Raw genomic sequence first — 26,806 nt, forward strand, 5'->3', positions numbered from 1 at the left:
AATTCCTTAGCTAAAAAGTCTACTAGCAGCAGAAGATCCGGCAGGAACACCGCTTCTCTCAAGGTTCTCGTATAAACCATCAAGATGCTGACGAATGCTTTGAATTGAGATATCAGACAGGTTAATTCCATTGTCATCCACCAAGCGTCCATGAGCGGCTTGTGCAATTTCAAGGCCCTCTGAAAGCATGCGCTCGAATGGTTTCTCTTCAAACGAAATTAAAGGTAATTCTAGGAGCAAAGTCAGCTGCGGCACTGGCTGCCCAGGATTCAGATCAGTGGTACTGAAAATAGGCGCTCGATTACTAAAGTAATCGTAAGTCCGGCCACTACGTGACAAGATGAACCCGCGTTGATTCATGAGTGAATCCAGCTTAGTCCAAGCGCACGCTTCATCGAATAGCACATTGATACTCAATTGAATATCGCTTTCTGCTGCCATGGCATCCAAATCTTTTGCCTTCTCTAGCATCGTACTAACACTTGGCATATCAATTTGAGCACCTAGCGTTAACGCTAGTGCTTGAGCTCTGGAGCAAAAATCAGACAGCTCTAGTACACCTATTGGTCCACGACGACTTGCTAACTGAATAGCCAACTGAAGCTCTGAATAGGAGGAGTCCGACTCAAGCAAGCCCCACCCCTCAGAAGAATTCAGATCGACGTTTAAACCTTCACACATCCAGCGAGCTGAAGATGGAGTAGACAAATCATCCCAAGAAATCATTTCTTTCAGAATTTCTGATCCAGTAATCGGTTGAGAGAAGCGAATAGTAATGACACAATCAATTCTTGGATCAATAGAAAAGCTGGCCGAGTCAGCCTTCACTGGCAAGCTTACTTCTTTAAAAGTTGGCTCAAGCTGCTCGCCTGTAATTGGATCAGCAAAGCCAGCTCCAAAAGTAGGTTCACGTGCAACACGCTCAGCAAGGTAATCCTCTGCTTCAGCCCTTGCTTTACGGAGTGCGCGCGCATACTTTACATTCAGAATAGCTACTGCAATCAGAATCAATAGGCCAATAACAGCCAAAGCAAACTGCAAGTCAGACAAACCCAGCGTTGTCATGAGTTGCTCTAGATTCACTTAAGCTGCCTCCACCATAGAAACTGCAGAAGAAATATCCACCGCCACGATACGCGATACGCCCTGCTCTTGCATGGTGACACCAATCAACTGATGCGCGATTTCCATAGTGATCTTGTTATGTGAGATGAATACAAATTGAGTCTTGCTAGACATTTTGGCAACCATCTGGGCATAACGCAAGGTGTTCGCGTCATCCAATGGGGCATCAACCTCATCGAGCAAGCAGAATGGGGCTGGATTGAGAAGGAATAATGAGAAGACTAGGGCAATTGCGGTTAAGGCCTTTTCACCACCAGAGAGTAAATAGATTGAACTATTTTTCTTGCCGGGAGGCTGAGCCATAACCTGTACGCCTGCATCCAAGATTTCTTCACCAGTCATCACCAACTCTGCATGACCGCCACCGAAGAGCTCAGGGAACAGTTTTCCAAAATGGGTATTTACTTGGTCAAAAGTGCCTTGTAATAGATCACGGGTTTCTGCATCAATCTTCGCAATAGCATCAGTCAATGTCTGCATCGCTTCGTTTAAGTCAGCCGATTGAGCATCTAGGAACTGCTTACGCTCACGTGAGCTAGAAAGCTCATCTAAGGCAGCCATATTCACTGGGCCTAGAGATTGAATTTCTGTATTCAGACGATTCACTTCGGTTTGCAAAGCTCCAACCTTGAGGTCGGGACTAAAGCTAGCTTCCAATGCAGTGAGGTCTGCTTCGGCATCTGAAAGCAAGGTTGCAAACTGTTCAAAGTTCAAGCGAGCAGCCTGTTCACGCAACTGTAAATCCACCACCTTGTCGCGCATTGGCTGAAGACTGCGCTCAATCTGTAAGCGCACTTCATCCGCTTCACGTAGTTGATGTAATAAAGCGTCTTGTTCAGTACGGGCATTTGCCAGTGCAGCCTCACGAGCACTCCGTGCCAACAATAAGCCCTGCAATTTATCTTGGGCTTCTTCATCGCTGAGAGTTTCAAGTTCTTGCTCAGAGCTAGCTTGCTTATCCTGAATCTCCATAATCTGGACACGCGCTGTACTTTGATCACGCTGCAAATCCGCAATACGCTGCTGCAAAGATCGGGTTGCAAACGCTGCTTCTTGAGCTGACATCTCAGATGAACGCAAGGATTCACGAAGACGATCACGTTCTTGAGTGGCTAACTCAAGCTTCTCCTGAGCAATCGCCAGATTTTCTTGTAAGCCTTGTTTAGATTCTTCAGACTGCGCGAGCTCTTCTGCTGATTGCTCTTGAGTTTGAGTGAGCTGCTCCATTTGCTGGCGCAACTCGCTTAACTCACTCTGAATTTGCTCAGCGCGCTGGCTGTACTTTTCTTCAGCTTGAGTTAACTGCATTCTTTCCACTTCAAAGCCATGCACTTCTTGTACAGCTTGTTCTGCAGCAATACGAGTTTGCTCAGCAGTTTGATGGGCAGCCTGATAATTAGAGACGCATTGATCCAACTCACCTTGCAACTCACTCTGAATTAACTTTTGTGCACGCAATTGCTTTTCGAGACCTTCCATCTCTTGAGCACGCGCCAACATACCAGCCTGCTCAGAGTCTGCAGCATATAACTGCACACCCACACGGCTCACCAAATGGCCTTGTTGGGTGACGAAAGCGCCTCCTGCTGGCAACTTCTCGCGACGATGCAGTGCATCTTCCAAGCTATTAGCAATGTAGATGTTATCTAACCACTCTTGCAATACGCCTGCAACACGCGGTGCGCCTGCGCTCTGAACTCGAGTCAATAGTGGCGTGAAATCCGCCGGCACAGTAGTGTGCGCAGGAGAGATGTCTTCTGTTAACAAAATAGCCAAACGACTTGGGGGAGCATCATTGGCTAAAGCTAGAGTTTCTTGGACACTCTTCGCCGTTACCGCAGCCAAGCGTTCACGTAATACGGATTCCAAAGCAGCTTCCCAACCACTCTCCACCTTGAGCTCTTGCCAAAGACGCTTGCTCTCTTTTAAGCCTTTGCTCTCGAGCCATGGGCCAATCTTGCCCTGTGCTTGAACGCTGGCTTGCAATGCAGTCAGCGCAGTTAATTTAGCTTCAGTTTGAGCCAATTCTTGGTTGGCTGATTGAATCTGCTGTTGTGCAGTATTACGAGCCTCATCAGCAGCAGGAACGCGCTGTTGTGCTTCGCCGGCTTTTTGTCTTGCTTCATCAACTTTTCGCTGAGCCATTGCATGACGATCAATTGCCATTTGTAATGCTTCAGCATCTGGTCTACGCATGCCAGCAAGTTCAGCCTCAAGACGACTATCGCGCCCTTTGAGCTCTTCTACTTGAGTGGTAATTGCTTTAACGCGTTCACCTAGACTTGCCAAGCGCTGATCGATGGTTGCCAAGCTCTCGCGGGCATCATTGAGTTCTCGTGAATAGACTTGATAGGATTCTTCGCGAGCTGGCATCTGCTCTTGTAAGCCAGATAATTCCGCTATTAATGTTTGCTCTTTTTCTGCAGCCAGGCTGAGCTCTTGCTCGGCAGTGCGTTGAGCTTGTGCAGCATCTGTTTCTTGCACAGTCCAGCGCTGTAGTTGAGCTAGTAAATCTTGAGATTGCTGCTGTAGACGCTGACGCGCTTCTTGCACGTAACGAATCTGTGACTCTACTTGGCTGACATCAGCATTGGTTTGATACAAGTCACCTTGCGCTTGAGAAACCTTATCTTGTAATGCGTACTGTTCGGTGCGCATGGTCTCGAGCTCAGTTTCAGCATGACGCATTTTTGCAGTCTGCTCTTCTAAATTCACCTGAGTATCACGAATGCCATTGGCATGACGCTCCTGCTCTTTACCAGCCTCTGTTTGACGCACGAACCAGAGTAACTGTTGCTGAGATTTCATCTCTGCTGAAAGTTCAGCATGACGCTCAGCTACTGTAGCCTGCTTTTCTAAACGCGTGAGTTGTTGATCGAGCTCACGCAGGATGTCTTCTACGCGTACTAAATTTTCCTTAGTGTCTTCAAGTCGAGAGGCGGTTTCTTTACGACGCTCTTTGTATTTAGATACGCCTGCAGCCTCTTCCAAGAAAACACGCAGTTCTTCTGGCTTTGCTTCCAAGATGCGGTTGATGGTGCCCTGCCCAATAATCGCGTAGCCTCTTGGTCCCATGCCCGTGCCCAAGAAAATATCTTGAATGTCTTTACGACGGACAACTTGATTGTTGACGTAGTAGCTGGAGTTGCCATCACGAGTTAAGACGCGTTTCACGCCCAGCTCAGTAAATGCACTCCATTGCCCTTGTGCGCGACCATCTGAATTGTCAAAAATGAGTTCTACACTGGCACGACCAGAAGGTTTACGCAAACCAGAGCCATTAAAAATAACGTCCTGCATGGATTCACCACGCAACTCACTGGCTCGGGACTCCCCCAAAACCCAGCGTACTGCATCAATAATGTTCGACTTTCCGCAACCATTAGGACCCACAACGCCGATCAATTGACCTGGCATTTCAAATTGAGTCGGATCGACAAATGACTTAAAGCCGGAAAGTTTGATGGATTTCAGTTGCACGGCGCACTTTGCAGGGAAAAAGGGGGTTTAAATAAGGGGGTAAAAATTATTACTTAAGTGGGAAGATGATAGCAAGCTTAGGTCTACCTACACGGCTTTTTGCCCCACCGATATAATGATTAATCTACTTCCAGGGGCAAAACCCCTTAACAATCTGATAGTTAACTAAAAAGCATGAGCCAATCACCACAAAGCATCATCGAACAAGCCTGGGAAAACCGCGCAAACCTGTCCCCTGAGGCCGTTTCTGGAGAAATCCGTAATGCCGTCAATGCGGTCCTAGAGGGCCTCAATACAGGCAGTATTCGCGTAGCGGAGCGCCGTAGCGTTGGCAAATGGGAGGTAAACCAGTGGGTGAAAAAGGCAGTTTTGCTCTCTTTCCGCCTAGAAGACAATAAACCCATGGGTGCTGGTGGCTATACCCAGTTCTACGACAAGGTTCCTAGCAAGTTTGAGCACTACACCGCTGAAGACTTCGCCAATGGCGGTTTCCGTGTAGTTCCTCCTGCAATGGCTCGTCGTGGCTCATTTATTGGTAAAAATGCCGTTTTAATGCCTTCCTACGTCAATATTGGCGCTTATGTCGGTGAAGGCACCATGGTGGATACCTGGGCAACAGTAGGTTCATGCGCCCAAATCGGTAAAAACGTTCATCTTTCTGGCGGCGTTGGCATTGGCGGTGTTTTAGAGCCGATCCAAGCTGGTCCAGTGATTATTGAAGATAACTGCTTTATCGGCGCCCGCTCAGAGGTGGTTGAAGGTGTGGTGATTGAAGAAAACGCCGTGCTCTCTATGGGCGTTTATATTGGTCAAAGCACCAAGATCTACGACCGTGAAACTGGAGAAATCCATTATGGCCGTGTCCCAGCAGGCTCTGTTGTGGTGCCAGGCTCCCTTCCTTCTGCTTGCGGCAAGTACAGCCTGTACGCTGCGATCATTGTGAAAAAGGTAGACGCTCAAACTAGAGCAAAAACTGCCATTAATGAACTATTACGTGATTAATCTAGATCTATGAGCGCTACCCTTGAGTTAACTGAAGCTCTTATCTCCTGCCGCTCGGTAACACCAGCGGACGGAGGCTGTCAGGATCTCATAGCCCACCGCCTTCAAGCAATTGGCTTTCACACTGAGAGCGTGATCAGTGGTCCTGAGAATTTCCAGGTCACCAATCTTTGGGCAATCAAAAAAGGTACATCAGGCGATCAAGGCGAAGTTTTGATGTTTGCCGGCCATACCGACGTGGTGCCAACCGGCCCATTGGAAAAGTGGACTAATGATCCATTTACTCCAACTATTCGGGATGGCATGCTTTATGGTCGTGGCGCTGCCGATATGAAGACCTCACTGGCAGCCTTTGTAGTTGCTACAGAAGAATTTGTCATCACTCACCCCAATCACAAAGGCTCCATTGCTTTTTTGATTACCAGTGATGAAGAAGGTCCAGCAAACGATGGCACCGTCATCATGTGCGAGCGTTTGCAAAAGCATGGTCAACGTTTGGATTACTGCGTGATTGGTGAGCCAACCTCAGTAGATAAATTAGGCGACATGATTAAAAATGGTCGTCGTGGCTCGCTCTCAGGCAAGCTTCGAGTCAAGGGTATTCAGGCGCACATTGCCTATCCTCACCTCGGTAAAAATCCAATTCACATTTCAGCACCCGCAATTCAAGCGTTGGTAGAAACTGAGTGGGATAAAGGTAATCAGTATTTTCAGCCAACCAGCTTCCAGATTTCCAATATTCATGCTGGCACCGGTGCCAACAATGTCATTCCTAGCGAGCTAGCTGTAGATTTCAACTTCCGCTTTTCCACTGAAAGTAAGCCAGAAGAATTACGCAGTCGTCTAGAAGGAATACTTGCTGCCGCAGGTCTCGACTTTGAAATTGACTGGGTGTTGGGTGGCAGTCCATTTATTACTGGCGATGGTGCCCTTGCTGGCGCCCTCCGCAAAGCCATCAAAGGCGAAACCAAAATCGATACTGAACTCTCTACTACTGGCGGTACCAGTGATGGGCGCTTCATTGCCAAGATCTGCAAAGAGGTAGTCGAGTTTGGCCCGATTAATGCGACGAGTCACAAAATTGATGAGTGTGTGAATGTGGATGATGTTGTACCACTCAAAAATATTTTCCGTAAGACTCTCGAACAACTCGTTGCTTAAACGTATTCAGCCAATTAATTCCGATACAAATTCCTAATGGACCCTGCGCCCCAGCAATATTTATCACTTGATCAATGCATTGATCAAATTGCACAACGACTAGAGGCAGCAGATTTGCATTATGGACATGGTGCGATTGATGCTGGGAGCGAGGCTCTGTGGATTGCTAGCAAACAGCTAGATCTCAGCCCTGCTGATGCACTCGATCATCTAGAGCGAATCATGACTGCCGAGCAAATTGCTAAGGCTTTTGAAGTTACACAAACTCGCATCTCTACACGCAAGCCCTTGGCCTATATCTTGGGTGAAGCCTGGTTGATGGGTGTGCCTTTTTACTCCAGCGAGCAGAGCATTGTTCCCCGCTCATGGATTGCAGAACTCATCGTAGATGGTTCACTAGAGCCTTGGCTCCCCGCCGATGGCAAAGCTCTAGATCTGTGCACTGGCAATGGCTCCTTAGCGATTTTGCTTGCCTTATCTTGCCCAGATATTCATGTCAGCGCTTGCGACATTAGCTTACCTGCATTAGCGGTGGCATCACGTAATCTTGATCGCCATGGCCTTACTTCGCAGGTAGAACTCTTTGAAGGTGACCTCTGGAATGCGCTACCAGAACCTCATGAAGACAATCTCTTTGACCTGATCATTTGCAACCCGCCTTACGTCAATGCCAATTCGATGAGCGCCCTACCTGCCGAATATCATGCAGAGCCTGCTTTAGCATTAGCAGGTGGCACTGATGGCATGGATCTGATTCGTAAGATTATTGCTGGCGCTCCGGACTATCTCTCTGAGCGTGGCGCCATTCTGATTGAGATTGGCAATGAGTATGAACATTTTAAGAAAGCATTTCCACAGATCCCTGTCATTTGGATGGAAGTGTCTGCAGGTGATGAGCAAGTCCTACTTATTCAAGCGGAAGACTTGCGCTAACTTTTGTCGCTTGCTTTAACTCAACTCTGCTGCCGCAGAGATAGCCTGATCAATACGCTCTACTGGTATCACTCTTAGCCCTGGAATCTTTGTCTTCGGCATATTTGCCTTCGGAATGATTGCCACTGTGAAGCCGAGCTTAGCCGCTTCTTTCAAACGCTCTTGACCACGTGGGCATGGACGAATTTCTCCAGCCAAACCAACCTCACCAAAGACAATCAGCTCTTTAGGCAAGGCTTTATTCCGAATCGAAGATTGAATTGCCAATAACACTGCCAAGTCAGCAGCAGGTTCTGAAATCTTCACGCCACCAACTGCGTTTAAGAAGACGTCTTGATCAAAACACGCTACACCAGCATGACGATGCAGGACTGCCAAGAGCATTGCAAGACGAGCTTGCTCTAGTCCAACTGCCAATCTTCTTGGATTAGGGATATGCGCTGTATCCACTAAAGCCTGAATTTCTACCAAGAGCGGACGACTGCCCTCTTGCGTCACTAACACGCAAGCACCAGGCACCATCTCCGCATGCTGGGATAAGAAAATAGCTGAAGGATTAGCAACACCACGCAAACCTTTTTCAGTCATAGCAAAGACGCCGAGCTCATTGACTGCACCAAAACGGTTTTTAATCGAGCGCACCAATCTAAATGAGGAGTGTGTGTCACCCTCAAAATAGAGAACGGTATCCACAATGTGCTCAAGTACACGGGGACCAGCTAAATGACCGTCTTTAGTTACGTGCCCCACCATCAGGACACAGATGCCGCTCGATTTAGCAGCTCTAGTCAGTTGCGCAGCACACTCGCGCACTTGCGCAACAGAGCCTGGAGCAGAACTCAGGACTTCTGAGTACAAGGTCTGAATGGAGTCCACCACTAAGACCTGTGGCTTTACCGTATCCATGATGGATAAGAGTTTTTCTAACTGTATCTCAGCGAGGACTTCTAATTGAGGGGCATCCAGTGCAATACGTTTTGCTCGTAATGCAATTTGAGCGGCAGACTCCTCGCCACTACTATAAAGAACATTCATGCCTGCAGCACTCATCTCAGCGAGTGCTTGCAGCAGTAAGGTTGACTTACCAATGCCAGGATCACCACCTAATAGAACCACCCCACCAGGAACTAGTCCGCCACCCAATACACGGTCAAACTCTTCGACACCAGTACTAAAGCGTGGGAGATCTTCAGCACTGATAGCAGAAAGTTTTTGACGCGGAAGTGACTGCGCTAAACCCTGAAAACGGGTGTTGGAGCTCACCTCAGGCAAACCTTCTTCTAGCGTATTCCATGCCTGGCATGAAGGGCATTGTCCTTGCCACTTAGCAGAGGTTCCACCGCATGACTGACAGATATAGATTGTTTTAATCTTGGCCAAAGTATTACCTAGTAATTAATAAGTGAGTGCAGCAGTAAAAATCATTTAATCGAGCTGGGTGCCCGCTTTATTCTCTTGAGCGCGCTTAGGTGCATCTTTGCGGCGTTGCTCTACATCTGCTGCGCGAGCTGCTGCTGCTTTTTGCTTCTCTTCAAATTCTTTCTGATTGACTACACGCTCAGCCGCTTTTTCAGCAGAGGCACGTTCAGCAATCTTCGCGGCATCGCGCTGATCTTTAATGCTGGCGCGCAACTTACGCTGGACTTCATGTAATTCGACTTCTTGCACTCGAATTGGATCAATCTCTTTGCGGTACTGAGCACGAGAATCTTTCAGGCAACTGTTAACCCAATACTTTTGATAGCACTCAGAATTGGTTTTGTCCCAGCGGTACTTAGCCCAATCACGTTGCAACTCCAGATCACCTTCAATCTTGTTGAGCTGCTCTAACTGAGCTTCTTCAGCAGGAGTAGCCGGCACTAAAGTGCTGAAGGAACATGCCAGCAGGAATGTCCCAACAGAAAATAATGCACGCACAGAAATGAACTTTATCAAATCTCCACCTTTGCACCTAACTCAACCAAGCGATTGGCAGGAATCTTGAAAAAATCTGAGGGCTTTGCGGCATTTTGCATCATCCAACCAAACAACTTCTCCCTCCACAGCGCCATCCCAGGATTCGCCGATGGAACAATGGTGTCACGAGACACAAAGAAAGAAGTATCCATCACATTAAATTCAATATTTTCTTGTTTTTGCAAGAGCTCTAAAACTTTATTGATATCGGGCGACTCTTTAAAGCCATGCACGGCCCTGACTAAGTAAACGCCACCCCCCAGATCTTTCATCGTGATGCGCTGATCATCATTCACGTATGGCACATCCCAGGTACTTAACTTAATAAAAAAGATACGCTCATGCATTACGCGGTTGTGCTTGAGGTTATGGAGCATTGCTACCGGGACATAGTCCACATGGGCTGTCAAAAAGATAGCGGTCCCCTCAACACGATGGGGTGGATGAGCTAGTAGGCTGCTCACAAATGCTTGCAATGGAATAGACCCTTCTTCCACTTTAGCGCGCAACAGTTTGCGCCCTCGATACCAGGTTATCAAGCAAGTGAAAATGACTAAGCCCAAAAACAGCGGGTACCAACCACCATCTTTAATTTTGATTAAATTCGCGGTCCAGAAAGCAAAATCTAAGATAAAGAAAATAATCGACAAGCCCAGTACTAAGAAGATGTTCATCTTCCACTCGCGATACATAACCACTCCCAATAAGATTGCAGTAATCATCATGGTAGAGGTCACTGAAATACCGTAAGCTGCAGCCAGATTGACGGACTCTCTAAATTCAATAATCGTCACTACGACCATAAACAAAAGAACCCAGTTCACAACCGGAATATAAATCTGCCCTTGCTCTGAATCAGAGGTGTGCATGATCGTCATGCGCGGCATAAATCCAAGCAAGATTGCCTGACTTACTAAAGAGTACGCCCCAGAAATAACTGCCTGAGAAGCAATTACAGTGGCAGCAGTCGCCAAGCCCACCACTGGCCATAGGGCCCACTCAGGAACCATTAAATAAAATGGATTGGAGACTGCTTCTGGGTTTGATAACAAGAGTGCACCCTGACCCAGATAATTAATCAAGAGGCTTGGTAGAACCACAATGAGCCAAGCGTAGCGCACAGGGCTTCTACCAAAATGGCCCATATCCAAATATAAGGCCTCGACCCCAGTTACCACCAGCACTACAGCGCCCATCACAATATAAGCAGTAGTGGGATGATCAACAATAAAATTGACTGCGTATATTGGGTTGATTGCCCCAATAATTTGTGGTGCTGCGCCTATATTAATAGCACCCAATACCGCAAGCGTAATAAACCAAGTCAGAGTGACTGGGCCAAAGAGATTACCAACAGCTGCGGTACCGTATTTTTGGATTAAAAATAAAGCCACCAAAATTACTAGAGAGATCGGGATAATATATTTATGCAAACCAGGCGCTGCAATTTCAATACCCTCAACAGCAGATAAAACTGAAATCGCTGGAGTAATTACAGACTCGCCAAGCAGCATGCATGCACCAAGCATCCCCAAGATCATAAGAAAGAAATATTGCTTAGACTTACTATCAAAAGAACGTAGTGCTAAGGCCATCAGCGATAAAACACCACCCTCACCTTTATTGTCAGCGCGCATCACAAACAGCACATACTTAAAGGTTACGACCATGATCAAAGACCAGATCATCATGGCAATCACACCAAATAACGCCTCTGGTGAAAATGTAATGCCGTGTTCTGGGTCAAAACATTCTTTGAGCGCGTACAAAGGGCTCGTACCAATATCTCCGAATACCACCCCGATGGCAGCAATCATCATTGCCCCAAGACCCTTTTTATGGTCATTGTGATCATCGTGCAGCTCAACCGGTTTTAACAACGTGGAATTAGAAAACTCAGGGTTACTAATTGACATTTAAAAGGCCTTGGTGGATGTTGCGTGGCAATATATTACTCCTTATGCAGCTTGACTCAGATGACTTATTTACCCTAAAAGGCCGTTTTTTATGCTGAATTTAAAGGTTTCCTCGACAGTGAGGGTCAAAAAATGGTAGAATTTCAGCTTCAGACGCGGGGTGGAGCAGTCTGGCAGCTCGTCGGGCTCATAACCCGAAGGTCGTAGGTTCAAATCCTGCCCCCGCAACCACAAACCCTTGATTTCAAAGGGTTTTTTGGTTTCTGAAGTTCCGAAAAGCACTAAAGTTAAAACTTTGGTGCTTTTTTGTTTGTGGACTCAGGGTCAATAGACACATAGCTTTTATTAATAGAAGCTGATCTTAGTTACGACTTAAGACTCTCATACCCTCTTTTTATAAGAACAATCTCACCCATCAGGAGATTCTTATTTTTTTGAAAATTTCAAAATTATCGTTAGACAAAAACACTGAACTACATTACAAATTAACAAATTAACAAATTTTGTAATTTATGGAGTTTTAGTGATACTAAAGATCTCAGATATAACTTTTGTTGGACCAAACAAAACAGCCAAAGGTTTTGTAATTCGGTTCAAAACTGGACAAGAAATCTACCTTCATAAAAGAAGAACGATTCCAGCCCTTCTAACACTCATTAAACATGGGGAGGGATGTGAATCAGATTTAAGTAATGGGGCTACAAACTTAAAAGACCTAAAAAAAGAGTTAGGTAACAAACTAACCGAAGGATTAATCCAAGATGGATACTCGGACGCTAACAAGCCCTTTAGTGAATTATGGAATGAAGAGGGATTCGTCTTTATTGAGAATCCACCAAAAGAAAAAAAGGGTGGGAGTCAAAGTTATGTATTAAAAACCTCAGATCACCATAAACTTTTTTCTGTAGTAAAAAAAGCAGAAAGAAAACCTCCAAATAAAATAGAGCAAGCTGAATTACTTAAACTACAAAAAGGTAGATGTAATTTTTGTGATTCGATTATCAAAAGTGCCGGTGAACTTAAGCAAACAACTTATGCTAAAGATAGATCAAGGCTGGTCTGGGATCACAGAGCGCCAGTTGAAAAAGGAGGTGACAGTGATAAAGGTAACTATCAAGCCCTCTGTTTTTATTGTAATAAATGTAAATGGCAAATTTGTAACATCTGTGATTTAGATAAAAAGTCTTGCTTAAAATGCGCTTTAGCCTTCCCCGAGAAATCCAAAACAATTAGCCCTACAGGGGAAGATATTTCTGATCGGGCTCCTCATCACCGTCTTTAATAGTTTTGATTACCTTTGACATGATTGCTTCTATAACTGGTGGACAAACAGCATTAGCTAATTGTTTGATGGCTGATGTTCTAGAGACAGGAAATAAATAATTATCTGGAAAGCCCATAAGCCTTTTCAATTCGATCAAATTCAAATGTCTTCTTTCTTTTGAGTAAATTGGAATCATAGCTCCACCACCCGAAATACTTACAGCCAAGGTGGGAAGAGGCTTATCTACGGAAAGCGCTCTCACACCACTTGACCTCATTTGAAAAATACAATCATTCAAATTGACATTTTTATCAGCTCGCTCAATTGACACTCTAGTTTTTGGTGGCTGAAAACTTAACTGGTCAACTCTTTTTTTACCCGTGTAGTAATCAAGATACTCTTCCCATTTTTTTGTAATCGGGATGGAGTAATCCCCATTATTGATTATGTTTCTGAAAGGGATAACTTTTGAAGATCCCACTGGAAATTTGAAGTTATTAATCTCAAGATCTCTTCTGAAGGCTACTATGAAAAGTCTTTTACGAACTTGGGGAACATTGAATCCTGAGGAATCTAAAACTGAATGAAATACTTTATACCCCATAGACTCGATTGATTGTTTTGTTGATTCAAGAAGAGATCCACCACCAAAGTTCTCAAAATTCTTAACATTTTCTAAAAATACAATCTTAGGTTTTTTAATTTTAATAATACTAATTAAGCTACTTAAAACGCCGGATCTTTCATCCTCCAAGCCGAGTCTTTTACCTGCTATTGAAAATGGTTGACATGGAAATCCGGCACAAATGACATCGAAGTCAGGTATTTTTCTTGGATTTAACTTAGTAAGATCAGAGGAAATATTTTCTTCATTAAAATTACTGTTATATGTTTTGACAGAATCATCATTAATTTCCGAAGAAAATACACAAGTAAGCCCGAGCGACTCAAGAGCAACCCGAAAACCTCCAATCCCAGCACAAAAATCAGTAAAAGTATTAAGTTGAGTCATGAATAATTGTTAATCTTGATGTGAGTACATTGTAGTTTCTAATGAATTTAGAAGCTAAATTACAATTAGCCTCAATGATGAGTAGTTCAACTTAACTCCCTTCTCATCATTAAGCCACCTATGAATAGCTAAGATTGATTCTCCATTAGCCCTTTTCTTTTTCATTTCAACTATTAGCTTTTGTTCTTTCATATTTGGGACTTTCTTACCGTCCTTGATATTAAAACCAAATCCACGACGACCACCAACAAAGTAACCTTGACTTTTCCTCATCTGCTTCACCTCACTAATTCTTGAAGCAATTCTTTCTCTTTCAAAGGAAGCAAAAGCTGAGAGGATAGTAAAAATAATAGCTCCGACACCGTTACCAGTAACATCTCCACCGAGATCAATAGAGTGAACACTACAGTTTCGCTCTTTGAGAAGATGAAGCGTATTCAAAGCGTCTCGTGTATTACGAAAGCCTCTATCTAGTTTGGGAAAGATTAAGACATCCCCTGACTGAATCACCCTGAGTAGTTTTGAGCCTTCTGGTCGGCTATTAAATTCAAGTCCACCACTGACCCCTCTTTCGACGAATACCGAACTCTCTTCTAGATCTAAACCTCTCGAGGAAGCGTAACTCGTAACTTGTTTAATTTGGGCTTCCAGTGAGTCACCTTCTTTAGCCTGTTGAATAGTTGATACCCTTACATAACCGTAAACAGCCATTTCGTCGTCCTTTTCAAAATTTGATCGAGACGAACTATTGATGGTTTTTGAATTAAAGACAACAACGGTTGAGGGTTAGATACAGTAATCCTTCAGTTTTAATTAAAAATCGTGTCAAATTTATTTTTGAAAAAGTGTTACAAATCAACAACTTATAGCTAAAAGTAATGAAAAAACAGGTCAAAATAGGTAAAAAGACTAGAAAAATGGCTTATTTTTCATAATGTGGAATTATTTTGGACTCGGATCTTATAAATAGTTAAACGAAGGAAAAACCTTCGTTAATCGACCCCTGAACCCTATCGTTGGTCTTGAACCCCCTGAGAATTGGATCGAAAAACCTGAAATTCAAATATCGTTAATGAGAACGATATGACCGTGTTCGACCTATAAAAGCTAATAATGAAAAAAGAATACTTAGAACCGTGGAAACGAATCTACCCTACGAAGAATGAGTTAGCTGAAGCCTGGTCTAACTGGTTCGAATCTAAATCTGATGAGTGGGATCTTTTTACTATGACCGTAGTCTTTAAGTCTGGTGGAAAAATACCTAGACCCGATCGATGGGAGGGGGAGTATAAAAAATATGTACTTAATAAAATAAAACGAGCCTTAGAACCAAATCAAAAAAATCAAGAACACGCTATTCCGTATGAAGAGTTCTTATATTACGAGAAAGATGAATCTTCATTGTTTAGGGTTTCCAAATCACACAAGCCTCATCACATCCACTCGTTAATTCCAATCAGAAAATCACAGGTTTATCGCTTTTGGTCTATTGACAGTAACGATCTACAGGAACGAATTAAAAGGGATATTTACTCGATTGAGACTGTCCAGTCTGTTCTTGTAGAGAAAGTTAAGGTTGATCAAACAATCAATTGGGTCAAATATCTTCTGAAAGGTAAATCAATTTAACTCGAAAAGTTTTCCTCGAGTACTAATTATGTAGTCTGAACTAAAGCTAGACCAGTTCCAAATGTAGTTGAAGTAACCACCCTTGTATGTTGGATTAATCACTGTGAAAATTGTTCCGTTATAAAGTCCATATCTCTTATATTCAAATTTAAGTTCTTTTGGATCAAAGTCACCATCAAATTCAAGTTCCGAGTTTCCATTCTTAAATCCACTCTCCGAGACATAGATGAATTTTTCCATACCTGTCGTTTTCTTAGATGAACCGAGTATGGGTAGATAGGTTCGTTCGTAGTCCGTTAACAGAGTCTTTTTTAGACCCATTCGAGCTTCGTTCACTTTAATTTCAAAGGAAGGCTTACCCTCCCATTGGAAAAAGCCGTAGTGAACTATTTCTCTGTTATTCGATTCCTTGAGGCTCTTGTAAAAGCCTCCAGCTCTACCAGTTTTTATTAACTCGTTAAATTCTTCTTTCGTAATGGACTTAAAAGCTAATCCGAACATCTTTCCATGAGCTTGTAATTGATTTTTCAAAATATCCCCTATTAAAGAGAATATTTATTTACCGAACCTACAAAGTTAAATTAATATGAAGTAATCATAAAAAAAGTATCAGGAAATAGTGTGAATTTAGATCACGGAAAAATTGTATTTAATACACAAGAAGAAGCTCAAAAGGCAGCTCAGAGAATGAGTCGAAATTATGACGAGCCATTCACAACTTATAAAATTCCGAATTCAGGTTGGGCTGTTGGTGGAGTTTTCTTAAAGAAAAAACAGCCACTTAAGGTTAAATCGACAAAAGACTTAAGACTTCTCTGGGATGAATTTAAGGAAAATGAGTTCGACACCTCCATTGAAGATTACACATCAGCGGTTGAAGCCAAAGAACTTTCTGATGAAATTAGTACAACTAATGGAGATGATTCTGTTTGGATTTTAGTAAATCATTACATTAAAACTGGATCAGAGTTAGGTATGAAAACTACTGGAATCTACCTAGTCTTAGAGATCACAAATGGTATAGAGACAGTTAATCCGAAATTGGGAGGGGCTTTTGGAAGACACATTCCACTAATGACAAAAGTGGCTGAATCTCTTAGAGACAAGCCTGTAATTTGGTCGAGTTGGAATCCAAAAACAAACCCAACTAAATGGGGTAACAATAGTTGGTTTTATAAATTAGAGCTTAATGAATCATTTAACGAGGAAGTATGAGAACCATTTCAGATAAAACAGAATTCTCCCTTCATTTCATCATATTAAAAGAAAGAATTACTCGTTCAAATCTTCCTGACAATCTAAATTCCTTTTGTACTGATTCTATAAACAATGAACCAATCACGATCTCTTTTAGATGTAATGATGAGGAGCGGTTTAATAAAATTCTTGTTCTATCATTCAAAGATAGCGGGGTACTAAACCCAATTGGAAAATATTCTACTGATGGAATTTATGGAAAATCAGGTGGTATTGAAATAGTCAGTGAATACCTACTATCAAACTTCATAACTGATCCCTATGATCCTGAATATTATGGAGAATGCTGGGTTGACCAAAATGATAATGAGCTTACCTTAGATATATTGGGTGATATTGTTGTCGATGGTGAATCTACTGGTGTCTTTCCACCTTCTTATACTGACGAGTCTGAATTTACATTCAACAACATTCTTTACAAGAGAAAATTTTCTAACAACCTCACACTAGCTCCAGATTTTAGAAATCTTCTTCTACAAAGGGAATATCCGAGCTATGACTACGATTTCGATGGACCCGTGCATGGAGATAAAAGATTTCAATACAACATCAATCAATCTAACTTGAAAACATGGATTGATGACCACAATGTTCCAGAATTTATTTTTGAGATTTTGAATCCAGCCCAAAAGAAGTTGTTATCTGAACGACTATCCAGCCATATTGAAACTTGTTCGGATTTATTTTTTACAGATATATTTAATCAAAAAATTGAAGTTAAAAATACTCTGTCCCAAAAAAAGGTGGCTCGAGATACATGGGGATCTGAAATGTATTCATCATTAGGTGGTGATGGTGAAGAGGATGTATATCTTTCTGAGGGTATCAGTATCCGACCTAATGGAACCCTTACTGATGATTAGAAATCTCTAGCCATCTTATTAAAACCACCTTCGGGTGGTTTTTTTATTGTGAACTACCTTCGTTAAAAATCTCCTAAATAGAAATACCTTCAAAAACACAAGGAGACGCTTTGTCAAAGGTCTTAAATAGAAATCAAATTTTAGGAATTAGAACCACTAATGACTTCGTTACGAAGTTCGATTCGTTATGTGACCGACTGGGTTACAACCGAAGTGAAATCATTCGATACGCTCTTAAGAGGTTTTATAACGAGCATTTCAACAACCCAGAAGGCTTTTCTAAAGTAAGAAAGGAGCTTTATTGATGATGGGATTTTTAGAGTGGGTTGAATTGAATAAGAAGAAAAAACAAAAAGAGGAAAAGAATGTCGGATCAATTAGCCAAGCAGATTCAAAAAACGGGGATGTCTATATCAAAGGACAAACTGATCGATTTGATCAAGAAATCCCCGAGCCAATCGTTTACCGTTTCTCAGAGCCAAGGTAGTAAAGCTATGGTCGTGGTGATTAATCAATGAAAAAATCTTCATCAATCTTATTCACATTAAAAGTTTGAGCGATTCTAGTTCCGACCTGGTGTTCAATCATTAAGCCAACAAGACGCTTACCGTCGATAGGGACAATTCTTGTCTGAATTGTTTTTAGATATTCGAGAGCCGGTTTAGAAAAGTATGAGGTAGTTACAAAAACACCTTTAGTGGATTGATGACCTGCTAAAGAGCCAACAAATGCTTGAAGCTCAGGTCTACCAATTTGGTTTTGAGTGTCATATCGCTTTGCTTGAATATAAACAACATCCAAGCCTAATTTGTCTTGGTGAATCACACCATCAATTCCACCGTCACCACTTTTACCAATCGCTTTAGCTAAAGTTCCTTCACTACCGTAACCCATACCAGATAAAAGCGTCACAACCAGTCTTTCAAAGAAAGCGGGGGTTTGATCTAATATTCTTTCAAGTAGCTCCCGTTGTAAATCTTCGTCAAGCTCACGAGTGGCTATTTCTAAACGGTCAGTAGGTGTTAATTCAGAAGATGTTTCAGCTTTTAAGATCGGTTTATCTCCGTCAATCTCAGCCTCCACAGCTGACTGTTTCCTGAATTCATTAAATTCAGCAAATTGAGATAAATCATTATTGTTGAAACCCGTCGGATGTTGATGGAGAAAATTAACCCCCCTGTCGGTAATTTTATAAATCCCACGGCTAGGTTTAGTTAAGAGCTCGGCTCTTCTTAAATAATGAATAGCCCACCTAACTCTATTTCTAATAATTCCTTCACCACTAGGGTAACGAAGCGCCAAGTCCTCTTCAGTAATATTTAATTCAGAGGCTACGATAGCCACATATTCATCAGCGGTTTTAGCTTCTAAAGAATTCCTAAGAAGGATTGGATAAAAATTTTGATAGGTTGGTAAGCTCATTCCGTAAACCCTGACTTTATTTACACCTTAATTGATTGATTATTTCATACTAATCATAACTAATATTTACCCTGAAATATTTTTATCAACTTTAATCTTTATAGGCTTTTTCTCAATAAATGAATGTAGTTGTTTACGAGCCTGAGCCGTTGTTAAATGGGCTCCATAGAACTGTTCAATAACGGCTTGTGAGGTTCGAGCATTCTTAGCTAAAACCAATGTGTCTACCTGTGAATAGATCAATCTGAACATGATCGAGGTATGACGAAGACTATAGAGCTGAATATTCTTTCCAGTCTTTTCCTGTAGCTTTGATTGAGCCACTACTTCACGGAAGAGACGACCCCAAGTACTCATCATGGTGGTTCTATTGAGGTAGGTCGGGAAGAAAACATAATCATCAGGGTTAATGTACGGTGATCCTTCAAGCTCCTCTAGAGCCTTCTGACGCTTCTTATCATCCTGAATTGCTTTTGCTTCTTTAAGCTTTCTAGTGTGTTCGGCTTTTCTAAACTTTACTAGCTCGTTATAAATCTCGACACACTCCGGCATTGTCTGTACTTCACGAGCCGTTGTCTTTGTGGCTGGATGAGTCAGAACCAACCACTCGACTGGCTCTCCATCAATATCCTTATCGGTCTTACGGTTTACATGTTTATGTTTTAAGACTTTGATATCCGATGGTCTTAAGAATGAGTTAACCATGAACTTATTCAAGAGTTTCATCTCTTCGGTAATCGGAACACCTCGAACTACAAATCCGTCTTTCGCTAAATCACGAGCCGTATTGTTTAGCTTCGTGTATTCACCCATCGTCAGGAAATCACGCTTTTCCTTCGTTGTCAGTCTTTCCGAAATCTTAGGAAATAGAGGAATGGATTTGATCACCCCCTCCTCCACACCGTGTTTGAAAATCTTACTCACCAAAGATAGGTAATGTTTCTTAGTAGCTGGAGATAGCTCCTTTTCATTGAGCTTTTCCATCATCCCGACTAAATCCTTGTGGTCGATCTCGGAAATGAGTTTTTCACCGAAATGAGGAATCAGGAAATTGTTGATTTTTCCCTTATCGTTCAAATACAGGCTTTTCTTAGCTGTCGTTTTTTCAATATCCAGTAGAGAAACGGCTAGACCAGAGAAAGAGCGGGTTTTGACCTTAGATCCAGCCTTACCCCCTTTATTCTGTAAAAGCTCGTAGAAGAACTCCTTAGCTACCTCAATAGCCTCTTTTTTGACCTCGGTTTTGGTCGATCTCATCCTCATCTGACCATTGACATAAACCCGAGCCCACCAAAAGCGGGAACACTCCACCTTAAAAATGACCAGTTTTTCAGGGAATTTGGGGATACTTTGTTTAGTCCCCTCTACGATTTTGGCTCGTCCCACGGTGTTTTAACCCCTTTATGACTTTGGTGCCTAGTTTAGTGCTTTTTAGGGGATGGGGCTAGAGGGTATACAGGATAAGGGGTAAAAAGTCTGGTACTTCGGGACACTGGCTCTCATAACCCGAAGGTCGTAGGTTCAAATCCTGCCCCCGCAACCAACATTCATAAAGCTTTCAGGTTTATCGACTTGAAAGCTTTTTTGATCTCTCCTGTGCCATAAGCAACCCTAGGGATACTAAAACACGGCTTTGCAAATACTGGCGCCCGCAGAGGGTGATTCAATTACAGAGGCGCAAATTATGGTAACTAAGATTGGAATTTTTAATCATGACTGCTGTAGTTGGCCAAGAGCTTCCCCTTCGAACGCAGTTATGAACACCACAATAGCAACTACCCGATGCTACCTACACAAATCAACTGGTGACTGGGGTGCCATTTTCAGGGGATCTTGGAATGTCGGATGCAATTGAGGCGGCAGCCAGCAAGCCCATCATCAAGGAAAACAGGAGACTTTCTGCATGATCGATTAACAAGGCGTTCACGACCCCTCCAACCCCCATCCAAAGAGCCAAAGCTGGGGCTAAAACACGCTCGCTTAACAAGGACATTTTCCGACCAGCCAATGCCAATCTAACCAACAAATAAAGAAAAAGTAGCAAAGCAGGAATTCCAGCTTGAACAAGAAGCAGTAGAGCCTCATTGTGAGGATTATTAGTTGGAGTTCTCCCGGTACCATCTACTTGACGCTTATATTCAACGGGAAAACTACCCAGCCCATAACCGACCAGAGGACGCTGGCTAACTAAATTAAAGCTGTTGACATAAAACTCTAATCGAGATCCGATTGAATTACCATCAGACACCGGTCTTTCAGATTGCCAATTTGAATATTCAGATACCGCAAGGTTAACTCTTTTGCGCATTGAATCGGAACCTTCATAAACCGCAAAAGAGCCCAGACAGACTAAAGCGCCGGCAATTAGCAACCCCCGCCAACCAGCACGCAGCCCGAAAACCAGAACAATAAATGCAGCTACAACAAGATATCCCGTTCGGCCTTGCACCATCACCATCACATTAATCAAAGCTAAGAGGCAGGCCAGCCCCCAGAGAGCCGCTAGAAATTTACGTCCACCCCTCCAAGCCTCTACAGAGAACAGTGAAAAAATTAGAGCGGCAAGCGACATCATGAGATTTTGCGTTATGTGCAGCCTAAAAATCGTAGCATTACCAGGCGTAGCATGCAGCCATGACATCGAAGGCAAAAGACCAAATGCCGCCAAATACGATAAGGCTAGGGTAAGCAGCATTGATATCGAAAATGCAAAAATGACTTTGGATCGGCAAGTCTTATCCAAAAAAAACCAAATGAAAATACTTACAAATAGCAAGTTTGAATACTTGCGAAAAAAGTGCACTTGGTCGTAACTAAGATCATCAACCCAAACTAGGCTTATTGCAAGCCAAGTAAATAGCACTGTGGAGGCGAGCGCTATTGGATTATTTATAAATAAACGAAATTTATCTTTATATTGACCGCTAGCAAGCCAGCATACCAAAACCAGTCCAAGAAATATATTGGATAGCGCAGTGGAAATAGGTAAGGCAAAGGCTACACCAATCACTGCGTAGCGTCCAATTACATCAATCAGAAGTCCCAAGCCCATATGACCAGACCTCAGTTGCAAAAGTTGAGTCACTTTACCGCCCAACCAATCAAGGACTTTCTAAATGATGGCACTAAGTCCTTCAGCGCAGTCCCCATTGACTGCATACGACTTAACCCAGTTCGCAAACGACGAGACTTTAAGAAAGTTACGTCAACCTTCTTAAATCCAGCCTCAACCAGCAATAATGTCAATTCATCACGAGTGAACTCGCGGTTATGACGTAGTGGATAAAAGGATTTATTTGCATAAAGAATTGGCTTGGCATGCAAGTAATGCTCAGCATAGTCATAGGTAATATTGCGACCACGAATAATGCGACTTCGATTGCGAAATGAAACAGCATTTGGAACATCAACTTCAAGCAGTCCACCAGAAACGAGAACCCGAAGCATTTCTCGCACAGCTGGAAGGTGGGAGTGAGTAAAGTGTTCAAGTACTTGACAACAAACAACTGCATCAAAAGAATTGTCTTCAAATGGGAGTGGGTCGACCTCGATATTGCATACCTTAAAACCAATTATTGAATTCTTTATTTCAATATCTTTGCTGCCATAGGCAAGCGGAAACCGCGCACTCATGTCCTCATGATCAACTGCATGGCATTCGTGCCCAAGAGCGGATAGAAATGCCACCAATATGCCGTGACCCGCTCCTACATCGAGAACGCGCAAACTGCCCTGAAGACGAAAGGCGATCTCAACAAAGCGATCAACGCTTCCACGAAAAACATCATCCAAGCCAGCATCAGCAAGATCATACAATCTACCTTCAGCGCGAAATCTGAGAGCTTTAGAAAATAGCTCGGAGCGAGACTTAATCATAATATTTCTAGGTTATCCACATAAAGTAATGATTGATTGTATACAGAGGATGGAACAATAACAAAGTACGAGTGAAAGAATAACCTCGCAAATCACTAACGCCAGCATTTAACTCTGAATTTACATTATTGAAGGTAAATTCAATATATCCTGAGCCCGCTTGAGGTATTTGGCTACCAAGAAAATTCTTCCTAAAGATTACACCAAGGGCATTAGCAAAACAACCTAAACTCAGTGGGAATTGCTTCCTATAACCCTAGTCGTCCACTATACCAAGTGCGAGAATGAATTAACAATTCCCATGAAGTACCTATTTTGGAGAACAAGCAATGACCTTAACCAGTAAATTAGTTGCGATAGCCTGTGGCTCACTCATTAGCTTTGGAGCGATCGCTCAAAACTACCCTAACAAACCTATCAGAATTGTTGTTCCATTTGCCCCCGGCGGGAGTACCGACATCATTGCACGCAGCATGGCTGAGCCATTAAGCAAGCAACTTGGTCAATCTGTCATTGTGGAAAACAAAGCTGGTGGTGGCGGCTCTGTTGGCGCACTAGAAGTGGTACGTGCTCCGAAGGATGGGTACACACTAGGTATGGCCACAATTTCTACTACAGCCTCTAATCCAGCAATTAATACTAAGATTGGTTACGACCCACTGAAGGACTTCACAGCAATTACTAATATTGCTGCGACACCCAATGTGATTGTGGTGAACCCATCATTCCCAGCAAGGGATTACAAAACCTTTATTGAGGTCATCAAAAAGAATCCTGGCAAATATTCCTACGCGAGCTCAGGTACTGGTGGTATTGGCCATCTGCAAACAGAGTTATTTAAGAGTTTGACTGGAACATTTATCGTTCACATTCCTTACCGTGGTGCAGGCCCTGGTCTCGTTGATGTTGTAGCCGGTCAAGTGCCCATCATGTTTGACAACCTACCTTCTGCACTCCCCTTCATCAAAGATGGTCGCCTTATTCCAATTGTGATTGCTGCACCTAAGAGAATCGCACAACTGCCAAATGTTCCAACATTTGCTGAGGTGGGTTTAGCACCAGCAAACAGAATGGCTTACTACGGCCTATTAGGCCCTGCAGGTCTGCCTAAGGATGTGGTGGATAAGATTTATGCAGCCGCTCAAAAAGCAGTCTTGGATCCTACTGTCAGAAAGCGCATTGAAGACACCGGTTCTATCATTAACGTGAATGGTCCTGATGCCTTCTCCAAAGAAATGGCTGCTGAGCTTGCAACCTACAAAGGAGTTGTTGCTAAGCAGAAATTAGAATTAGAGTAATTTCATAAACACTCAATAAAAAACCGCCTGAGGGCGGTTTTTTATTATTGCAATTTATTACTTAATGCGCATGTCCTTTTGAATTATACACACCATACACACCATAAACGCTTATATCGATCTACTCTCCTTTTCGATGCCATAGGCGCTGGCTATGCTGGCGCCAAAATAGTGGCTCACTCTCGTTTAACTCCCATTTAGCTGGAAATTCCCAAATCTGCGCACCAGTGATTGGTGTTTGATAGAAGGGAATATTCATACTTTGATATCGGGCTGTGACCGTTGGGTGTGGATGCCCATAACGATTTCGATAGCCGTTCTGTGCAAATGCTTCATCAGGATTTAGTGCGGTTAAGAGCTCTTGGGATGAGGATGTCTTGCTACCATGATGTGGAGCCATGAATATCAGCGCTTTGTTTTGTAAGTCACTTAGTACTTCTTGGGTTAAGCGCTCAGTAATATCAGCCTCACCCTGCTTTTCAACATCACCTGTTAACCAGAACGAAGTGCTTGAGTTACGAACTTCCAGAACACAACTTACTTCATTGGGCTTTCTAGGGTGTTGATCTTCAAAAACTGTTAGCTCATGCGGATGCCAAATATGAAACTCCACCCCATCCCATGACCATTGCTGGCCAAAGCGACAAGGGATCGCAGGAATCTTTCTACCTTCTAAATTTGCGAGCAATGGATTGGCACTTGGCAAGGATCCCATCATCGAGTCAAACCGTATTTCTTTTAACAGAGTTGCAGCACCTCCAATATGGTCGCTATCGCTATGACTAATCACCATGCGATCAATATGACTAATTACTTTCCCCCTCAAATACGGCAAGATAATTCTTTGGCCAGCATTATCTTTTCCTTGAATGGGTCCAGTGTCATATAGCAATCGCTTTGTTTTTGTTTCAATGAGGACTGCCGTGCCTTGCCCGATATCAAGTACCGTTGCTCGAAATTCACCTGTAGATAAATTGGTGTTTTGACTTGGGTGGATGAATAAACTCATAGTGAGTGCGAGCCCGATGACTCTGGAAATCCAACTCCCTCTGATCGATCCAGGGCGAATCACCAAGACGATACCAGCGGTGGTAAGTGCTATCGCCCACCAAGCAGGCTGACTGAACCAGGCGACTGCCCATCTCCAATTAGCCATCCAAGCCAGCATGATAGCTAGGCAATCCATCGTGGCATGGGCTGATATTAATAGCCACTTACCTATAAAGTCAGGCAATAAGGCGCCCGCAATCGCCAGAGGCGTCACGATATAACTCACCACAGGAATGGCAATTGCATTTGCCAATGGCGACACTATCGAGACTTGATAAAACCAATATAGAGTCAATGGCAAAAGTGCGATAGTGACAACGACCTGTACACGACAAGCCTCTTTAAGTGCTTCAGAAAATCTATGCCGCCAATCAAGCTCCAACTCTCTGCCAGTGGGTAGGCCCAACAAACCATCCGAATCCTGCATAGCGAACAAAATTGCCGCTACCGCCCCAAATGAGAGCCAGAATCCCGGCGTATAGGGTGCCATTGGATCAATCAGTAGAACAACAAAGAGAGTCCACCACCAGATATCAAATGATCGGGGGTTTCTGCCTGACCATAGAGCAAATGCAACTACGCCCACCATATACATCGTTCGTTGTGCCGGAATCTGAAATCCAGCTAACCATGCATAGACAAATGCCGTTAGAAAACCTACTGCCGCAGCAAACTTCCCAACAGGGATCAATAAGGGCAGATTATTACGACGCCATAAAAAGGTGGCCAGCATCGCACCGAAGCCGGCCAGCATCGTTACATGAAGGCCTGATATGGATATGAGATGTCCAATACCAGTGGCATTAAATACACGCCAGTCTTCTTGATCTATCGCATTTTGATCCCCCATGACCAGCGCTGCAATCACCCCACCGTAACGTGCATCCCTTGGAAGTAGACGCTCAATTTTTTGCCTTAATTTCCAACGCTGATATTCCATGGCTAGAGCGAACTCAGACATGCCAATCTCTTTTTCAAGAAGTAACTTGCCGGACCTCACTGATCCAATGGGACCAAAGTCTTGATGAAAAGACCAGCGCTCAAAATCAAAGGTGTAAGGATTGAGCGACCCATATGGCCTTTTGATTTTGACTTTGAACTCCCAGCGCTGACCCGGAATAATTTGGGTGATATCTTGAGGGTTACGCCATGCTGGCTGCCAGCTTAAATACACCTGCCTAGGAAATGAATTAATGAACTCTTTTCCTAACCATGCCTGATCGACCTCAAAAGAAAACTTAGCGCCACCAGGAGAACTTTGTGGCAAGGCATTGACTCTGCCTTCAAGAACAAGATCCTTACCCTCGTACTCGATGGAAAGAACATGAGTTAGTCGACTTTGTGCGTAATGTGCATTCCAAGCAAATCCCAAAGCAAAACAGCATGTGGTGAGTAATGCGCTGCTTACATAGCTATATTGAATTAACGAGCGCTTGATGTAGGCGCAGGATAGAGAAATGAAGATGGTTGTTATGCATATCCAATGCCAATACTCTGGCACAGCAGGCAAAAATAGAAGAAGCGATCCCCCGGCGATGAACGCCGCAATATTGATGCGCAAG

At 43.2% G+C, this 26,806-nt stretch carries 22 protein-coding genes and 1 tRNA gene; 10 read left to right on the forward strand and 13 right to left on the reverse strand.

Annotated features, from left to right (window positions below; translation table 11 throughout):
• Nucleotides 1-6: 6 nt before the first annotated feature.
• Entirely contained in the window at nt 7-1,083 is a 1,077-nt protein-coding gene (locus tag GQ359_RS06595) for a cell division protein ZipA C-terminal FtsZ-binding domain-containing protein (protein WP_251367842.1), read from the reverse strand.
• A complete protein-coding gene (gene smc / locus GQ359_RS06600) occupies nt 1,084-4,605 on the reverse strand; it encodes a chromosome segregation protein SMC (RefSeq protein ID WP_215386117.1) in 3,522 nt (1,173 codons plus the stop codon).
• Nucleotides 4,606-4,779: 174 nt separating this feature from the next.
• Between smc and dapD the strand changes: the two genes are divergently transcribed.
• The 3 genes from dapD to prmB are packed head-to-tail and all read left to right on the forward strand — an operon-like array spanning nt 4,780 to nt 7,701.
• The gene (gene dapD / locus GQ359_RS06605; protein ID WP_215333495.1) at nt 4,780-5,607 is read left to right on the forward strand and encodes a 2,3,4,5-tetrahydropyridine-2,6-dicarboxylate N-succinyltransferase; all 828 of its coding nucleotides are present in this window, start codon (nt 4,780-4,782) and stop codon (nt 5,605-5,607) included.
• A gap of 9 nt (nt 5,608-5,616) precedes the next feature.
• Nucleotides 5,617-6,768: a succinyl-diaminopimelate desuccinylase gene (gene dapE / locus GQ359_RS06610; RefSeq protein ID WP_215386119.1), complete on the forward strand. Its 1,152-nt coding sequence runs from the start codon at nt 5,617-5,619 to the stop codon at nt 6,766-6,768.
• 36 nt (nt 6,769-6,804) lie between these two features.
• The gene (prmB, locus tag GQ359_RS06615; RefSeq protein WP_215386121.1) at nt 6,805-7,701 is read left to right on the forward strand and encodes a 50S ribosomal protein L3 N(5)-glutamine methyltransferase; all 897 of its coding nucleotides are present in this window, start codon (nt 6,805-6,807) and stop codon (nt 7,699-7,701) included.
• 15 nt (nt 7,702-7,716) lie between these two features.
• Here prmB and radA read toward each other — a convergent pair whose 3' ends face one another.
• From radA to GQ359_RS06630, 3 genes are read right to left on the reverse strand one after another with little or no spacing between them, the layout of a single operon-like run.
• On the reverse strand, nt 7,717-9,081 hold the full coding sequence (radA, locus tag GQ359_RS06620) for a DNA repair protein RadA (RefSeq protein ID WP_215301308.1): 1,365 nt from the start codon (nt 9,079-9,081) through the stop codon (nt 7,717-7,719).
• A 45-nt stretch (nt 9,082-9,126) separates the two neighbouring features.
• Nucleotides 9,127-9,618 (reverse strand): hypothetical protein, encoded by a 492-nt coding sequence (locus GQ359_RS06625; protein WP_251367843.1) that lies wholly within the window; start codon nt 9,616-9,618, stop codon nt 9,127-9,129.
• Nucleotides 9,619-9,632: 14 nt separating this feature from the next.
• Complete coding sequence (locus tag GQ359_RS06630) at nt 9,633-11,573, reverse strand: potassium transporter Kup (RefSeq protein WP_215386126.1); 1,941 nt, start codon at nt 11,571-11,573, stop codon at nt 9,633-9,635.
• A gap of 154 nt (nt 11,574-11,727) precedes the next feature.
• On the opposite strand from GQ359_RS06630, the gene GQ359_RS06635 reads away from it, so the two are divergent.
• Together GQ359_RS06635 and GQ359_RS06640 are read left to right on the forward strand one after the other, a co-directional pair.
• Nucleotides 11,728-11,804: transfer RNA gene (locus GQ359_RS06635), tRNA-Met, on the forward strand.
• 292 nt (nt 11,805-12,096) lie between these two features.
• Nucleotides 12,097-12,855 (forward strand): HNH endonuclease, encoded by a 759-nt coding sequence (locus GQ359_RS06640; RefSeq protein ID WP_215386128.1) that lies wholly within the window; start codon nt 12,097-12,099, stop codon nt 12,853-12,855.
• Here the strand turns inward: GQ359_RS06640 and GQ359_RS06645 are convergent.
• Nucleotides 12,809-13,849, reverse strand: coding sequence for a DNA cytosine methyltransferase (locus GQ359_RS06645; RefSeq protein WP_215386130.1), 1,041 nt, complete (start codon nt 13,847-13,849; stop codon nt 12,809-12,811). The two genes, GQ359_RS06640 and GQ359_RS06645, sit on opposite strands and share 47 nt — an antisense overlap.
• 54 nt (nt 13,850-13,903) lie before the next feature.
• Nucleotides 13,904-14,560: a recombinase family protein gene (locus GQ359_RS06650; protein ID WP_215386132.1), complete on the reverse strand. Its 657-nt coding sequence runs from the start codon at nt 14,558-14,560 to the stop codon at nt 13,904-13,906.
• A 402-nt stretch (nt 14,561-14,962) separates the two neighbouring features.
• Here GQ359_RS06650 and GQ359_RS06655 point away from each other — a divergent pair, with 402 nt between their 5' ends.
• Nucleotides 14,963-15,478, forward strand: a complete 516-nt coding sequence (locus GQ359_RS06655; RefSeq protein ID WP_215386134.1) for a hypothetical protein — start codon at nt 14,963-14,965, stop codon at nt 15,476-15,478.
• Here GQ359_RS06655 and GQ359_RS06660 read toward each other — a convergent pair.
• Complete coding sequence (locus tag GQ359_RS06660; RefSeq protein WP_215386136.1) at nt 15,470-16,009, reverse strand: hypothetical protein; 540 nt, start codon at nt 16,007-16,009, stop codon at nt 15,470-15,472. The two genes, GQ359_RS06655 and GQ359_RS06660, sit on opposite strands and share 9 nt — an antisense overlap.
• Nucleotides 16,010-16,099: 90 nt before the next feature.
• On the opposite strand from GQ359_RS06660, the gene GQ359_RS06665 reads away from it, so the two are divergent.
• From GQ359_RS06665 to GQ359_RS06675, 3 genes are all read left to right on the forward strand, one after another.
• Nucleotides 16,100-16,693, forward strand: coding sequence for a hypothetical protein (locus GQ359_RS06665; protein ID WP_215386138.1), 594 nt, complete (start codon nt 16,100-16,102; stop codon nt 16,691-16,693).
• Nucleotides 16,690-17,598, forward strand: a complete 909-nt coding sequence (locus GQ359_RS06670; RefSeq protein WP_215386140.1) for a hypothetical protein — start codon at nt 16,690-16,692, stop codon at nt 17,596-17,598. Before GQ359_RS06665 ends, GQ359_RS06670 begins: the two co-directional genes overlap by 4 nt.
• Before the next feature lie 304 nt (nt 17,599-17,902).
• Complete coding sequence (locus GQ359_RS06675) at nt 17,903-18,085, forward strand: hypothetical protein (RefSeq protein ID WP_215386142.1); 183 nt, start codon at nt 17,903-17,905, stop codon at nt 18,083-18,085.
• Nucleotides 18,086-18,105: 20 nt separating this feature from the next.
• Here GQ359_RS06675 and GQ359_RS06680 read toward each other — a convergent pair whose 3' ends face one another.
• The 4 genes from GQ359_RS06680 to GQ359_RS06695 all read right to left on the reverse strand — a co-directional run bounded on the left by GQ359_RS06680 (nt 18,106) and on the right by GQ359_RS06695 (nt 22,896).
• The gene (locus GQ359_RS06680) at nt 18,106-19,020 is read right to left on the reverse strand and encodes a restriction endonuclease (RefSeq protein WP_215386144.1); all 915 of its coding nucleotides are present in this window, start codon (nt 19,018-19,020) and stop codon (nt 18,106-18,108) included.
• A gap of 66 nt (nt 19,021-19,086) precedes the next feature.
• Complete coding sequence (locus tag GQ359_RS06685) at nt 19,087-20,277, reverse strand: hypothetical protein (RefSeq protein ID WP_215386145.1); 1,191 nt, start codon at nt 20,275-20,277, stop codon at nt 19,087-19,089.
• A 541-nt stretch (nt 20,278-20,818) separates the two neighbouring features.
• Nucleotides 20,819-22,105 carry an O-antigen ligase gene (locus GQ359_RS06690; protein WP_215386147.1) on the reverse strand — a complete coding sequence of 429 codons (1,287 nt, stop codon included), beginning with the start codon at nt 22,103-22,105 and terminating at the stop codon, nt 20,819-20,821.
• Nucleotides 22,102-22,896 carry a class I SAM-dependent methyltransferase gene (locus GQ359_RS06695; RefSeq protein ID WP_215386149.1) on the reverse strand — a complete coding sequence of 265 codons (795 nt, stop codon included), beginning with the start codon at nt 22,894-22,896 and terminating at the stop codon, nt 22,102-22,104. The genes GQ359_RS06690 and GQ359_RS06695 overlap by 4 nt, the downstream gene beginning before the upstream one ends.
• Before the next feature lie 329 nt (nt 22,897-23,225).
• Between GQ359_RS06695 and GQ359_RS06700 the strand changes: the two genes are divergently transcribed.
• The gene (locus tag GQ359_RS06700) at nt 23,226-24,194 is read left to right on the forward strand and encodes a tripartite tricarboxylate transporter substrate binding protein BugE (protein ID WP_215386150.1); all 969 of its coding nucleotides are present in this window, start codon (nt 23,226-23,228) and stop codon (nt 24,192-24,194) included.
• A 121-nt stretch (nt 24,195-24,315) separates the two neighbouring features.
• Here GQ359_RS06700 and GQ359_RS06705 read toward each other — a convergent pair whose 3' ends face one another.
• Nucleotides 24,316-26,805 (reverse strand): DNA internalization-related competence protein ComEC/Rec2, encoded by a 2,490-nt coding sequence (locus GQ359_RS06705; RefSeq protein ID WP_251367844.1) that lies wholly within the window; start codon nt 26,803-26,805, stop codon nt 24,316-24,318.
• Between the last annotated feature and the right edge of the window lies 1 nt (nt 26,806).

This window comes from Polynucleobacter sp. AM-7D1, assembly GCF_018688455.1.
GTDB lineage: Bacteria > Pseudomonadota > Gammaproteobacteria > Burkholderiales > Burkholderiaceae > Polynucleobacter.